The sequence below is a fragment of the Nocardioides panacihumi genome (assembly GCF_039530925.1).
Classification (GTDB): Bacteria; Actinomycetota; Actinomycetes; order Propionibacteriales; family Nocardioidaceae; genus Nocardioides; species Nocardioides panacihumi.
On record NZ_BAAAPB010000001.1, the window covers coordinates 622,532 to 636,471 of the forward strand.

Sequence of the window (13,940 nt, forward strand, 5' to 3'; positions counted from 1 at the left end):
CCCCTGCCCGCGGTCCGGCAGGCGCGAGAGGATCATGCTGCCAGGAGAGGAGCAGACATGATCGAGAAGGTAGGCGTCATCGGCGGTGGCCTGATGGGGTCGGGAATCGCCGAGGTGTGCGCGCGCGCAGGGCTCGACGCCGTGGTCGTCGAGGTCAGCGACGAGGCGGCGAAGGCGGCCGAGCAGAAGATCCGCGGCAGCCTGGAGAAGGCACAGAGCCGCGGGAAGATCACCGAGCAGGACCTCGCCGAGACGCTCGAGCGGATCACGTTCGCCACCGACCTCGGCCAGCTCAAGGACCGCGACCTCGTCGTCGAAGCCGCCTCCGAGCGCGAGGACATCAAGCTCGAGCTGTTCCGGACGGTCGGCGCGCTGCTGGAGAAGGACGACGCCATCCTGACGTCCAACACCAGCTCCATCCCGATCGTGAAGCTCGGCGCCGTCTCGGGCCGCGCCGGCCACGTGATGGGCGTGCACTTCTTCAACCCGGCGCCGGTGATGCAGCTGGTCGAGCTGATCCCCAGCCTGACGACGTCGCCGGAGACGATGCAGCGGATGCAGACGTTCGTGGGCGAGACGCTGGGCAAGCAGCCGATCGAGGCCACCGACCGCGCCGGCTTCGTGGTCAACAGCCTGCTGGTGCCCTACCTGATGAGCGCGATCCGGATGTACGAGGCCGGCTACGCCTCCGCGGCCGACATCGACAAGGGCATGGTGCTCGGCTGCGGCCACCCGATGGGCCCGCTCGCGCTGTCCGACCTGATCGGCCTCGACACGATCCGCGCGATCGGCATCTCGATGTACGAGGAGTTCAAGGAGCCGCTCTACTCCCCGCCCCCGCTGCTCGACCGGATGGTCGACGCCGGGCTGATGGGCAAGAAGAGCGGCCACGGGTTCTACGCGTACTGACGTGCGACTCCGGAGGTTGCTCGCTCGCGCGCCGGCGTCGGCCCTCGGTCTCACCCTGACCTTGGGCCTGGCGCCGGCGCTCGCGGCGTGCACCGGACACGCCGACGATGCACCGGACCGGCGCTGGCGCGCGGTGTCGCTGCCGCTGCCGCCCGGCCCGTCGGGGCGGATCGCCGTGCGAGAGGCGACGCGCTGCGGCGACAGCTGGTACGTCGTCGGCGGCGTCTTCCTCGACCACCCGACGCAGGACCAGGACTCCCGGCCCGCGGCCTGGCGGTCGACGGACGGGCGCGCCTGGACTCCGCTGGCGATCGACGCGAGAACGTTCTGGGGGCAACGCGCCATCCTGGCGTCCGTGGCCTGTGCGCATGGCACTGTCGCGGTCGTCGGCGCGCGCTCGGGCGGCGCCCACGGCAACCCGCGCGTCACGACGTTCTACGAGGACGCGGCGGGTCTGCACGACGTCGACGCCCCCTACACGCAGTACGGCGGCGAGCAGGCCACCAACGTCGGACCGATCGCCGGCGGGGCCGGCGGCTGGCTGATCACCGGCAACCGCGTCAGCGGCCCGGCCGTGTGGACGTCGCCGACCGGCCACGCGTTCACGATCCACGAGGGCGCGCCCGGCCTGGCGAACGACGCCACCGTCACCGCCCTCGCGCAGGATGCGGCGTGGGACGGTCGGCAGTGGGTGGTGGTCGGGGGCGGCAACGGCAACGCGCCCGGCGACAGCCTCGACCGTCAGCCCGAGGCATGGACGTCGCCCGACGGCGCGACCTGGAGCCGCGAGACGGTGCCCGGCAGCCTGCAGTTCGACGACGTCGAGCGGGCGGTGGCGACCCCGGACGGGGTGCTGGCGCTGGGCCTGCGCGGCAGCTCGTTCGGCTCCTGGCACCGGCACGCGACCTGGACGGAGGGCGAGACGTTCGGCCACCTCCCGTCGGACGCGAGCAAGAGCCCGTTCGTCGCGAGCCTCTCGATGCGCGTCACCTCCGGCGCCGACGACTTCTGGGCCACCACCAGTGACGGTGCCCGCTACGCGCTCTGGCGCAGCGCCGACGGCGACAGCTGGACGAAGGTCGCGACGCCGACCCGCGCGCCGGACACCGGCGGGGAGCACATCCTGTCGGTCGCGGCGGACGCCGCCGGCGTGCTACTGCTGTCCGACGACGGCGCCCGTGGCCGCATCTGGGTCACGGACGGGACGGGCTAGCGCGACGCGGCGGCGATGAGGTCGGTCAGCCGCCGGTGCAGCTCCATCAGCTCGTCGACGTCGATGCCGAGCCGCTCCACGATCGCGGGCGGGATGGCCTCCGCGTCGGTGCGCAGCGCACGGCCGCGCTCGGTGAGCACGACGGCCAGGGCACGCTCGTCGTGCGGGTCGCGTTCCCGGCGTACGTAGCCCTTGGCCTCCAGCCGCTTGAGCAGCGGTGAGAGCGTGCCGGGGTCGAGCTGCAGCGTCTCGGCGAGCTCCTTGACGCGGCGCGGCTCGCTCTCCCAGAGCGCGAGCATGACGAGGTACTTCGGGTGCGTGAGGCCGAGCGGCTCGAGCAGCGGCTTGTAGCAGGCGATGACACTGCGCGAGGCGATCGCGAGCGCGAAGCAGACCTGCTGGTCCAGCGCCAAGGGGTTCGGTGTCTCGGTCGTCACGTTGTGAGCGTACCAATAATTGGTGTACAAACTAAGTGTGAGCATGCAGCAGCCGCCGAAGCGCCCGCGGCACCTGATGGACCCCGACAACCCGGTCCGGCCCGTCAACGACCGCTCGCTCACCAACGTGCAGCGCTGGGTGATGTCGGTGCTCGTCGTCTTCACGATCGCCCACCTCGCGATCGGCATCGCGATCGCCGCGAACACCGTGCCCGACGACGCCCTCGCCGCCCGGATCGGACTCTCGGTCATCTCCTGCGCCTTCGGCGTCATCGGGGTCGCGGCGGGCATCCTCATCCACGGCAACCGACCGTTCGCGAGGCGCTTCGCGCCGTGGCTGGCGCTCGGGCTTCTCCCCGGCCTCGTCGGCCTCTGGTTCGCCCTCCGCTGACGCCGTACCCCCGGACGCCCTCCGCTGACGCCGAACCCCGCTGACGTCATACGGGGTGGCTGCTCCGACGGCCACCTCGTATGACGTCCGACCGGACGGCGCCCGAGACGTCATACGACTCGGTGGCCAGAGCAACCACCTCGTACGACGTCCGCGGACTCGATTGCTAGGACATCCACGTATTACGGTGGCAGCATGCCTGCACGCCACGTCGTCGCCACCGAGGAGACCGCCGACCTGCTCCGCCTCGTCCGGCAGATCGCGAGCGACGAGCTCGCGCCACGAGCCGCCGAGGCGGAGGCTGAGGAGGCGTTCCCGCGCGACGTGTTCCGGCTGCTCGGGCGCACCGGGCTGCTCGGCCTCCCCTACGGCGAGGAGTACGGCGGCGGCGGGACCACGTACGCCGACTACCTCCGCGTCCTCGAGGAGATCGGCGCCGTCTGGGCCAGCGTCGGGGTCGGCGTGAGCGTCCATGCGCTCTCCTGCTACCCGCTGGTGACCCGTGGCACCGACGAGCAGCGGCAGCGCTGGCTGCCCGAGATGCTCGGCGGCGACCTGCTCGGCGCCTACTGCCTGTCCGAGCCGCACGCCGGCTCCGACCCCGCGGCGATGCGCACCCGCGCGGTGCGCGACGGCGACGAGTGGGTCCTCACCGGCGCGAAGGCGTGGACCACCCACGGCGGGCACGCGGACTTCTACACCGTGATGGCCCGCACCGGCGAGGGCCGCGGCGACATCTCCTGCTTCCTCGTCCCGGCCGACGCGCCGGGCCTCACGGCCGACACCCCCGAGCGCAAGATGGGCCTCACCGGCTCGACGACCGCGACCATGCGGCTCGACGGCGTCCGCGTCGCGGGCGACCGGCTGATCGGCGGCGAGGGCGAGGGCCTGCGCATCGCGCTGTCGGCGCTCGACTCCGGCCGGCTCGGCATCGCGGCGGTCGCGACGGGCGTCGCCCAGGGCGCGCTCGACAAGGCGGTCGCCTACGCGCAGCAGCGCGAGACGTTCGGCAAGCGCATCATCGACCACCAGGGGCTCGCCTTCGTGCTCGCCGACATGGAGGCGGCCGTCCAGTCGGCCAGGGCGACGCTGCAGCACGCGGCGTACCTCCGCGACATCGGCCTGCCGTTCGCTCGCGAGGCGTCCGTCGCCAAGCTCGTCGCCACCGACAACGCGATGCGCGTCACCACCGACGCGGTCCAGGTGCTGGGTGGCGCGGGCTACACCAAGGACTTCCCGGTCGAGCGCTACATGCGCGAGGCGAAGGTCATGCAGATCTTCGAGGGCACCAACCAGATCCAGCGGATGGTCATCTCCCGCAGCCTGGACGGCGGCGACCAGGGGACGATCAGCACGCACTGACGTCGGTCGGGCCTGACACGATGGGCCCGTGGCGTACGACGACGACTCCTCGACCCCCTGGGCCAACCGTGTCGCCAACGGCCTGAAGTCCTTCGCCGCCGCGGAGTCCTCCGGCGCCGCGGCGCTCGTCGGTGCGGTGGTCGTCGCCATCGTGTGGTGCACGATCTCGGCGCACGGCTACGAGTCGTTCTGGGCGACGCCGTTCTCGCTGGCCCTGGGAGGGCACGAGCTGGACGAGCCGTTGCGCGTGTGGGTCAACAGCGGCCTGATGACGCTCTTCTTCCTCGTCGTCGGCCTCGAGGCCCGCCGCGAGTTCGACCTCGGCGACCTGCGCGAGCGGCGCCGCTTCCTGCTCCCCTGCGCGGCCGGCCTGGCCGGCATGCTCGTCCCGGTCGTGATCTACCTCCTCGTGCTCCACGGCGACGCCGGCTCGGGCTCCTGGGGCATGGTGATGTCGACCGACACCGCGCTCGCGCTCGGGCTGCTGAGCGTCGTCGGCCGGGGTCTCCCCGACCGGTTGCGGGTCTTCCTCGTCACCGTGTTCGTGGTGGACGACGTCGTCGCGCTGCTCGTGGTGACGATCGCCTACACCGAGCACGTGTCGATGCGGCCGCTGCTAATCGCCGTCGTCGCGCTGGCGGCCGTCACCCTGGTCCGACAGCTCCCGTCGCGACCTTTCCTCGTGCCGCTGCTGCTCCTCTGCGTCGCCTGGGTGGCCCTCCTCGAGAGCGGCGTCGACCCGATCGTGCTCGGCCTCGTCGTCGGCCTGGCGACCTCGGCGTACGCACCCTCGCGCGACGATCTCGAGCAGGCGAGCAGCCTCTTCCTCGGCTTCCGCGAGCAGCCCACCGCGGAGTTCGCGCGGGCGGCCAAGGCCGGAGTGATCCGCAGCGTGTCGACCAACGCGCTGCTGCAGAGCAAGCTGCAGCCGTGGACCGGCTACGTCGTCGTCCCGCTCTTCGCGCTGGCCAACGCGGGCCTCGCGCTCGACCTCGACTTCCTGCGCACGGCGTTCTCGCACGGCCTGGTCTGGGCGATCATCGTCGGATACGTGGCGGGCAAGCCGATCGGCGTCGTCGGCGCGTCGTGGCTGGTCGAGCGGCTGACCGGCGGCTCGGTCCGCCCGGCCGTGGGCTGGACGGGCGTGCTCGGCAGCGGCACCCTCGCGGGCATCGGCTTCACGCTGTCGTTCATCGTCGCCGACATGGCGCTCGAGGGGACGCAGCTCGCGGAGGCCAAGCTGGGTGTGCTCGTGGGTGCGCTCGTGTCGACCGCGGTCTCCGTCGTCGTGTTCGCCCGGACCACGCGCTGGACGGAGGTCCGACGGGCACGAGCCCTCCTCGGCGATGCCACCCCGCTGCTGGACCTCCACAACGACGTCGACCCGGAGCACGACCACGTGCGCGGATCGGCCGGGGCCATGGTGACGCTGGTCGAGTACGGCGACCTCGAGTGCCCCTACTGCGGCCGTGCCGAGGCGGTTGTACGCGAGCTCCTCAAGGAGACCGACCTGCGCTACGTCTGGCGTCACCTGCCGCTCGGCGACGTCCACCCGCATGCCCAGCTCGCCGCGGAGGCCAGCGAGGCGGCCGGGGCGCAGGGGATGTTCTGGGAGATGCACGACCGGCTGCTGGACCACCAGGACCGGCTGGAGCCGCAGGACCTGCTCGAGCACGCGCGTGAGCTCGGCCTCGACCTCCGGCGCTTCCGCGAGGACCTCGTCGAGCACCGGCACGCGGCCCGCATCGCCCGCGACATGGACTCGGCCGACCTCTCGGGAGTGGCGGGGACGCCGACGTTCTTCATCAACGGCCGGCGCCACCACGGCTCGTACAACCTCGCGACGCTCTCCGCCGCGATCGCCGACGCGCGGGCGCGGGCCCTCCTGCGGACCTGACCCCGTCCGATCCCGTCGTGCTGTGGTGCAGGACACGTGGCCACCGACGCGAACGCCCGTCATGCCCCTGGGCCCGAGAGGTCTCTCTCCCGGATGAAGCGTTCATCCGTCACGACCAAGGGGGACCCGGACGATGTATGAAGAAGAGCTCGCCGCAGCGGGACTGGGCGGCGTCACGCTGGGCGCTGCCGTCCTCGACCTGTGGTGGGTCGTCGCCATCGGCGCGATGCTGCTCGTCGCCGGACTGGCGCTGGCGGGCATCGCCCGACGCGCCGGCGTCGACGCGGCCTGAGGCACGGGGTGTCCAGATCTCGGGCGCTCGCGATCGGCCTCCTCGTCGCGATCGTGGTCATCATCTTCACGCTGTGGTCGAGGCACGTCGAACGACCGGTGTGGTACGGCGTCGTGCTCCTCGCCTACCTCGTCGGCCGCACGCTGCTGTCGATGCTGAACAGGCCGATCACGGCCGCATCACGAGGCAGCGGGCGGGCGCCCGAGATGGGGCACCTCACGGTCAGCGTCGTCGTGCCGTTCTACAACGAGGATCCCGGCAGCCTCCGAGCCTGCCTGGACTCCCTGCTCGCGCAGAGCCGTCGGCCGCAGCAGGTGGTGGTCGTCGATGACGGCTCGCCCGACCCCGCGGCGTACGACGTCGCGGTCGGCCTGCAGGCCCGCGCGAGTGAGCTCGGCATCGACCTCGTGGCGCTGCGGTCGCCGGTCAACCGGGGGAAGCGCGAGGGCCTGCTCACGGGTGTCGACGCCTCCCCGGCCGCGAAGATCATCGTCGGCGTCGACTCCGACACCGTGCTCGACCCCGACGCCCTGCTCCACGGGCTGCAGGCGTTCGCGGACCGTCGGGTCGAGGCGGTCACCGGTCTCGTGCTCGTGGCCAACCACCGTCGCAACCTGCTGACGAGGCTGACGGACCTGCGCTACGCCAACGCCTTCCTGGTCGACCGTGGCGCGCAGTCCACGCTCGGCAGTGTCCTGTGCGTCTGCGGCTCGCTGGCGTTCTACCGCCGCGGCGTGATCGAGGACAACCGGGACGACTTCGCCCACCAGACCTTCCTCGGGCGCCCCGCCGTCGCCGGCGACGATCGCCGGCTGACCAACTACGCGCTGAGGCGCGGCAAGGTCGTCTCCCAGCACAACGCCGTGGCGTGGACGTTGGCTCCCGAGCGCCTTCCCCACTTCCTGCGCCAGCAGGTGCGCTGGAACCGCTCGTTCGTCCGTGAGTCGATCTGGGCGGTCCAGCACCTCGGTCCGCGACGGCCGGCGTTCTGGTTCAGCGCGATGGAGCTGACCAGCTGGATCATGTTCACGGTGACGCTCTGGCTCGCGCTGGTCATCAGGCCGGTGCTGAGCGCGGAGTTCATCTTCACGACCTACCTGCTCTACTCCGTCCTCCTGGCCTACGCGCGCTCCGTGCGCTACCTGGAGGTGACGAGGCGGCACGTCGGACGGTGGGAGCGTTGGGGCGTCCTGGCCATCGCTCCGCTCTACGCCCTGCTCTCGATCGTGATGCTCCTCGTCGTCCGCGTGTGGGCGCTGAGCACGCTGCGCAACTCCCGGTGGGGCACCCGCACCCACGTCGAGGTCCTGGCCGCCGACGACATGGCCACCCACGGTCAGCCGGCGGAAGCCCGCTCGTGACCCGCGCCCACCGACGAGCACCGGGACGGGCCCGCACCCTGTCCCGCGTGCTCATCGGCGGCGGCGCTCTCGTGGTGCTCGGCTCGGGCTCCGTCCTGGCGTGGCAGTACGCCGCGACGGACGCCATCGCCCATCACGAGCAGCGCACCGAGCTCGCGGCCATCGAACGGCGATGGCAGACCGACAGCGCGATCGCGAGCACGCCCACGACCGCGCCCGTCCGCGTTCGCACCTCGGAGCGCGCGATCATCCGCATCCCCCGCTTCGGCAAGCAGTACGCCGTCCCGATCCGCGAGGGCGTCGGCGCCGACGTGCTGGCCGACGGCTTCGGGCACTATCCCGGAGCCGCCGCGCCGGGTCAGGTGGGCAACTACGCGATCACCGCCCACCGGGTGACCCACGGGGAGCCGTTGCGGGCGATGCCCGAGCTCCGGCCCGGGGACACGGTGGTCGTCGAGACCGCGACCGAGGTCTACACCTATGTCCTGGACACCGGCGGCGACGACCTGGTGGTCCACAAGAGCGCCGTGTGGACGATCCAGCCGCGCCCGCACAACCCGTCGGGCGGCGTACAGCCGCCTCGCGCCGCCGGTGACCGGCTCATCACGCTCACGACGTGCGCCAGCCTCGTCCACACCGACGACCGGATGATCGCGTTCGGCCATCTCCTCTCCACGACGCGGAAGAGCTGACCGGGCCGGACGCCACGCGCCAGACGCCAAGGGCCGAACGCAGAAGACCCGGACCTCTCTCGAGGTCCGGGTCTTCGCGTATCTCCGGGGTGACCTCCGGACGATCTCAGCGGGCTACCGCGAGCGCCTCCTGAGGACGACGAGGACCAGTCCGGCCAGGAGGAGCAGCAGCACGCCGGCCGGTGCGAAGAGGCCCGTGGACCCGCTGCCGCCTGCCAGCGGCAGGGTGAGCGGTCGGGCGTCACGCACGGTGATCTCGGGCGCCCCACCGGTGGCCGTCCCGAGCGTGACCGCGGCGGAGGTGGCACCCACGAGGCTGACGCTGCCGTCGGCCGCCACGGTGAAGCGGATCGGCTGCGCCAGCAGCAGGTAGCCGCTGGGCGCGGTGGTCTCGGTCAGCCAGTAGGTGCCCGGCAGCAGCCCGGCGAGCTTGAACTCCCCGGTCTGCCCCGCGACGGGCTGGACGCCGCCCGCGACCGTAGCCCCGGCGCTGCCGCCGGCGTCGAGCTGCAGCTGCCACTGCGAGCCGCTGAGCGAGACCGTGGACCCGCTCTGGGTCAGCCCGACCTTGTGCAGGTAGACGTCGGCGCGCACCGCCGTGTTCGTGATGACACACGAGATCCGGGCGGCGGCGACCGGCGTGATCTGCAGCGACGCACCCAGGGCGGCGTTGGTCGGCAGGCCGGTCTGGATCCCCGACGCGTCGGTGCACGTGACGGTCTTCGTGTAGTTGGCCAGCGTCGTCGTGCCGGACGCCGCCTCGGTGAGGTAGTACGTCGTGCCCGCCGTCGCGGTCACCGTCCCGGTGGTGCCGGACCCGGCGCTGACGGCGTTGCCCGTCCCGGCCGTTGTCGAGCTCGTCGTCGGGTTGACGAGGGGCCCGGTCGCGGAGCCGGTGTGGATCGCGACGGTGAACTGGTCGGTGTCAGCCGCACGTGCGCTGCCCAGCGCCTTGGTCAGCTTGATCGTCGGCGACGCAGCGCTGTTGGTCAGCGTGCAGGTGATGTTCGCACCGACCGCCGGCGTGATCGACTCATTGCCCGTGTAGGCGACGTTCGTCGGCAGGCCGGTCGTCCGGCCGGTCGAGTCCACGCACGTCAAGGTCGTGTTGTAGAGCGACAGGTCCGTCGCGCCCGCCCCCGACTCGGTCAGGAAGTAGGACTTGGTCGAGCTCGCGACGTACGTGCCGGTCGTGCCCGTCCCGGCAGTGACCGTCGCGCCGGTGCCTGTCGTGGTCGCGTTGGTTGCGCTGCTGACCTGCGTGCCGGTGCCGGAGCCCGTCCGGATCGCGACGGTGAACTGGTCGGTGGCCTTGGCCCGCGCCGAGCCGAGCGCCTTGACCAGCTTGATGCGCGGGGCCAGGAACTGGACCGTGCCCGGGGCACCCGGGATGAGGCCCGTGAGCGTCATGTTCGACGTCGGCGAGTTGGTGTACGTCGCCTCGGTGGCGGAGGTGACGTTGGCCGTGATGGTGCAGGAGGTGTCGTTGAGGGCGAGGTCACCGCCGGTGACGGTGATCGTCGAGCCGCCCGCCGTGCCGGTGCGGGTGAAGGCCGCGCCCGCCTTCTGCGCGCAGGTGCCGCCGAACGTCGTGTTCGCGAGCGTCAGCCCCGCCGGCAGGTTGTCGACGAACCCCCAGTCCGTCTTCGCCATCAGGTCGGAGGTGTTGGTGATCGTCAGCGTGAGCACCGAGGTCTGACCCGGCTCGACCAGGGTCGGCGAGAACGACTTGTCCACGATCGGCGTCACGTCCACGATCTGCGGCAGGTCGAAGGCGACGTCGTTGCCCGAGCCTGTCGTCGTCGCGTTGTAGAGCGACAGGCCGAGGGACGCGGTCGTCCCGACCGGGATCTGGATCGCCGCGGACTGCAGCTTCGTCACCTGGACGCCGGGCAGGTTGGTGGTGCACGGGTCCAGACCTGTGCTGAGCACGGTGGGCGTGCCGTTGATGATGAGGCTGAACGTCTCCTTCGCGTGTGCCGCGAAGCAGTTGACCTCGGCGAAGTAGGCCGAGACCGCGTAGTAGTGGCCGGGGATCGCGGGGATGGCGTTGTTCTGGAGCGTCTTGAACTCCGTGCCGGCCGCGATCGCACCGTTCGGCGCGTTCGTGTACTCGGACAACGCCTGGTTGTTCGCCGCGGCCGCTGCGCTCTGGCCCTGCGCGAGGCCGAGCTGCACGGCCATGGACCGGATCTCGGCGAAGCCGTTGGGCTGGTTGTTGGCACACCCGGCGTCCGACGCGGGGAGCGGCGTGGCGGAGTTGACGATCCAGCCGTTGCACTGGTTGCCCGCGGGCGTGTACGGCGCGTCGGCGGTGTAGGTCTGGTTCGCCGCCGCCGCGCCGCCGGTGTAGTTCAGGATCGAGATCGCCGACGAGGTCGCGCTCTGGTTGGAGAAGTCCTCGGAGTAGACGGGGACGCCCGGCGCCGGGACCCCTGCGACGACCGGTCGCAGCACGTCCTGCGCGGCCCCGTCGTTCTCGGCCATGGGTGCGTTCGCCAGCACCACGGCGGATGCCGTGGCGACGACGACGAGCAGGTTCAGCAGCAGCAAGAACCTGCGACGCACGCGCCGGTCGACGCGAGCTTGAAACATGAGTCCCCCCGTAAAGCAGTGTCCGTACTCAGGAGAGACAGACCTGGGGGTCGGGTCATGACGTCGAAAGGCGGAACAATTTGCACCACCCGCCTGCCCGGACCCCTTCAGAGCGGGACGAGCAGGCGCATCACGACATGGGTACGAGGCACCTGCCCCGCGAACTCGACCTCGTCGCTGACCCGCTCCCTGTCGGCCGCCCCGAGCGCCTCGAGCGCGTTGACGTACGGGCCGGTGATGAAGGTCGTGCCGCTCACGGGCTCGAAGCTGACGAGCACGTGCGGCTTGTCGATGTCGGCCACCGCCTCCGCCACCATGCCGTCGACGAGCCGCTCGACCACGGCGTCACGGTCCTCTGCCCCACGCCGTCGCTCTGGTTCGAACATGGATCCGCCCCCTGTCACGAAAGTCCCCATCACATGCATGACACGACTCGGCCGTGGTGCATCACGCGGGACGGCGACTTCGGTTCCGGCCGGCGCGGGGACGAGCGCGATGCTGAGGCACCACATCTGACGAACGTCGCCGGCCTCTTTTGGCACCACTTCAGGTCCCAGCGGCTCAGGTCCCAGGCGGCGGGACCGATGCGATCCCGGTTGTCCGATCACCGGAGTCGGCACCGATGGGAAGAAGAAGGATCACGATGCAGCGTTCGACGTCAGACTCCAGGACCGGCAGCCGGCGGCGGTCGTTCCACGACCTCGGCCTGCGGGTGCGCATCTTCACCATCGTGGCCGTCCTCTTCCTCGGCATCGCCGTCGTCACCGGGACCGCCATGCACGGGTCGAGCACGGTGGACAGGCGCGAGCACGACTGGAGCTACGCGGTGGCCATTCAGCAGCAGGTGGAGCGCGGCCGCTACCAGCTGCTCTGGTTGGCCAACTGGCAGAACATCACGGCGTGGAAGGCGCGCACCGACGGCGGCGCCGTGGCAGCGGCCTCCGACGGCGACAACGTCAAGAACTACACCGACGGCGTCAAGGGCTTCCAGGACGAGATCCTCGGCCTCAAGCCGACCGACCTGAACACCCGGGGCAAGGCTGCGCTGGCCGACATCCAGTCGCAGTGGCAGCAGTTCATCGGCTACAACGAGGAGATCTTCAAGCTCTGGCGCGCCGGCAAGCTCGACCAGGGCGACCATGTCTCGGGCGGGCCGAAGTGGAACATCTTCTTCGCGATCGCGACCTCCCTGGACAAGCTGCGCGAGGCAGTCGGCCAGGAGACGGCCGCGAGCAAGGCCGCCATCGAGGACACCCGCGCCGCCACCCAGCGCACCACGATCATCGTCGCGCTGCTGGCCCTGCTGCTCGGCGCGTTCCTCGCCTGGCGGGTCTCGCAGACGCTGATCAGCGGGCTCCTGCGCGTCCGCACCGGCCTGCTCGAGGTCGCCGCCGGCGATCTGACCGTGCGCGTCCCTGTCCGCTACCGCGACGAGGCGGGCCAGATGGCCGGGGCGCTCAACACGGCGGTGGAGAACATGGCGACCGTGGTGAGCGGCATCCGGCACACCTCGGACACACTGGCCGCATCGGCGGCCGAGGTCGCCGACTCCTCGACCCTGATGTCCGCCGCGGCGGAGGAGACCAGCGCCCAGGCCCAGCTGGTGGCCGCAGCCGCTGAGCAGGTCTCGCACAACGTGCACACGGTCGCCTCCGGCTCGGAGGAGATGGGCGCCTCGATCCGCGAGATCGCCCGCAACGCCACCGAGGCGGCCCGGGTCGCCTCCGAGGCGGTCGTGACCACCGAGCGCACCAACGGCACCGTCGCCAAGCTCGGCGAGTCCTCCACCGAGATCGGCAACGTCATCAGGGTGATCACCTCGATCGCCAAGCAGACCAACCTCCTCGCGCTCAACGCGACCATCGAGGCCGCGCGCGCCGGCGACGCCGGCAAGGGCTTCGCCGTGGTCGCCAACGAGGTCAAGGAGCTCGCCCACGAGACCGCCCGCGCGACCGAGGACATCTCCGACCGGGTCGCGGCGATCCAGGTCGACACGACCGGGGCGGTCGAGGCGATCGGCCAGATCTCCGAGGTGATCGGCCGGATCAACGACTTCCAGGCCACCATCGCCTCGGCGGTCGAGGAGCAGACCGCGACGACCAACGAGATGAACCGCAACGTCACCGAGGCCGCCACCGGCTCCGGCGAGATCGCCTCGAACATCTCCGGCGTCGCCCTCGCCGCCGGCTCCACCTCCGAGGGGGTCGCGCGCACGCAGCGGGCCGCCGCGGAGCTCGGCCGCCTGTCCGACGACCTCGGACAGCTGGTCGGCCGCTTCACCGTGCAGCCGGCCGGCGGAGCCGGGCGCTAGACGGTGATGTCCGGGGACGTCGTACCGCCCGCTGGGTGACTGAGGGGATGTGACGGAACCGGCGCGCCCGCCGACCCGTCCGATGGCTATGAACCGTCTGGTCGTGACACTCGTGCTGCTCGCCCTGACCGCCTGTAGCAACGACGACACCTACGTGTGCGGAGCCTGCCTGGGGTCTTCCTACTCCCTGACGGGGATACCGGCGGACGTCACAGCGGCCACTGTGACGGTGTGCGTGGCGGACCTGCAGTGCACGCCCGTACCCGACCCGGATCGCATCAACAGCCTCGGATCCCAGTCGCTGCCGCTTCCCGACTACGTCCGACAGCACGCGCTGGTGGGCGAGACGATTCGAGTCGTGTTCGAGACCGGCTCCGCGACGTGGTCGGGAGAGGCGACGCTGAGCTGGCACTCCAAGGAAGGCCCATGTGACTGCTCAGGTCTGCGCGGCGTCGTCCAGATGGCCAATACGCGCTGACC

General features: G+C 71.2%; 13 protein-coding genes. 10 read left to right on the forward strand and 3 right to left on the reverse strand.

The genetic code is table 11. The features are described from left to right. The first annotated feature begins 60 nt into the window (after positions 1-60). Both ABD205_RS02955 and ABD205_RS02960 read left to right on the forward strand, forming a co-directional pair. Entirely contained in the window at positions 61-909 is an 849-nt protein-coding gene (locus tag ABD205_RS02955; RefSeq protein WP_344044446.1) for a 3-hydroxybutyryl-CoA dehydrogenase, read from the forward strand. 1 nt (position 910) lies between these two features. After that, entirely contained in the window at positions 911-2,122 is a 1,212-nt protein-coding gene (locus tag ABD205_RS02960) for a hypothetical protein (protein WP_344042245.1), read from the forward strand. Here the strand turns inward: ABD205_RS02960 and ABD205_RS02965 are convergent. Next, on the reverse strand, positions 2,119-2,559 hold the full coding sequence (locus ABD205_RS02965) for a MarR family winged helix-turn-helix transcriptional regulator (RefSeq protein ID WP_344042247.1): 441 nt from the start codon (positions 2,557-2,559) through the stop codon (positions 2,119-2,121). The genes ABD205_RS02960 and ABD205_RS02965 overlap by 4 nt on opposite strands. 43 nt (positions 2,560-2,602) lie before the next feature. On the opposite strand from ABD205_RS02965, the gene ABD205_RS02970 reads away from it, so the two are divergent. The 6 genes from ABD205_RS02970 (at position 2,603) to ABD205_RS02995 (ending at position 8,554) form a co-directional block, all read left to right on the forward strand. Then, on the forward strand, positions 2,603-2,950 hold the full coding sequence (locus tag ABD205_RS02970; RefSeq protein ID WP_344044447.1) for a hypothetical protein: 348 nt from the start codon (positions 2,603-2,605) through the stop codon (positions 2,948-2,950). Between the two features lie 195 nt (positions 2,951-3,145). Next, the gene (locus tag ABD205_RS02975) at positions 3,146-4,312 is read left to right on the forward strand and encodes an acyl-CoA dehydrogenase family protein (protein WP_344042249.1); all 1,167 of its coding nucleotides are present in this window, start codon (positions 3,146-3,148) and stop codon (positions 4,310-4,312) included. 28 nt (positions 4,313-4,340) lie between these two features. Further along, positions 4,341-6,209, forward strand: a complete 1,869-nt coding sequence (locus ABD205_RS02980; RefSeq protein WP_344042251.1) for a Na+/H+ antiporter NhaA — start codon at positions 4,341-4,343, stop codon at positions 6,207-6,209. A 133-nt stretch (positions 6,210-6,342) separates the two neighbouring features. After that, positions 6,343-6,501, forward strand: coding sequence for a hypothetical protein (locus ABD205_RS02985; protein ID WP_344042253.1), 159 nt, complete (start codon positions 6,343-6,345; stop codon positions 6,499-6,501). Between the two features lie 8 nt (positions 6,502-6,509). Further along, positions 6,510-7,862, forward strand: a complete 1,353-nt coding sequence (locus ABD205_RS02990; RefSeq protein ID WP_344042255.1) for a glycosyltransferase — start codon at positions 6,510-6,512, stop codon at positions 7,860-7,862. Beyond that, a complete protein-coding gene (locus ABD205_RS02995) occupies positions 7,859-8,554 on the forward strand; it encodes a class E sortase (RefSeq protein WP_344042256.1) in 696 nt (231 codons plus the stop codon). Before ABD205_RS02990 ends, ABD205_RS02995 begins: the two co-directional genes overlap by 4 nt. A gap of 114 nt (positions 8,555-8,668) precedes the next feature. On the opposite strand, the gene ABD205_RS03000 is transcribed toward ABD205_RS02995, so the two are convergent. Together ABD205_RS03000 and ABD205_RS03005 are read right to left on the reverse strand one after the other, a co-directional pair. Then, positions 8,669-11,149 (reverse strand): DUF7933 domain-containing protein, encoded by a 2,481-nt coding sequence (locus ABD205_RS03000; RefSeq protein ID WP_344042258.1) that lies wholly within the window; start codon positions 11,147-11,149, stop codon positions 8,669-8,671. A 107-nt stretch (positions 11,150-11,256) separates the two neighbouring features. Then, positions 11,257-11,535 carry a hypothetical protein gene (locus ABD205_RS03005; RefSeq protein WP_344042260.1) on the reverse strand — a complete coding sequence of 93 codons (279 nt, stop codon included), beginning with the start codon at positions 11,533-11,535 and terminating at the stop codon, positions 11,257-11,259. A gap of 257 nt (positions 11,536-11,792) precedes the next feature. Between ABD205_RS03005 and ABD205_RS03010 the strand changes: the two genes are divergently transcribed. Together ABD205_RS03010 and ABD205_RS03015 are read left to right on the forward strand one after the other, a co-directional pair. Beyond that, entirely contained in the window at positions 11,793-13,460 is a 1,668-nt protein-coding gene (locus ABD205_RS03010) for a methyl-accepting chemotaxis protein (protein WP_344042262.1), read from the forward strand. A gap of 103 nt (positions 13,461-13,563) precedes the next feature. Then, the gene (locus tag ABD205_RS03015) at positions 13,564-13,938 is read left to right on the forward strand and encodes a hypothetical protein (RefSeq protein WP_344042264.1); all 375 of its coding nucleotides are present in this window, start codon (positions 13,564-13,566) and stop codon (positions 13,936-13,938) included. The last annotated feature ends 2 nt before the right edge of the window (positions 13,939-13,940 follow it).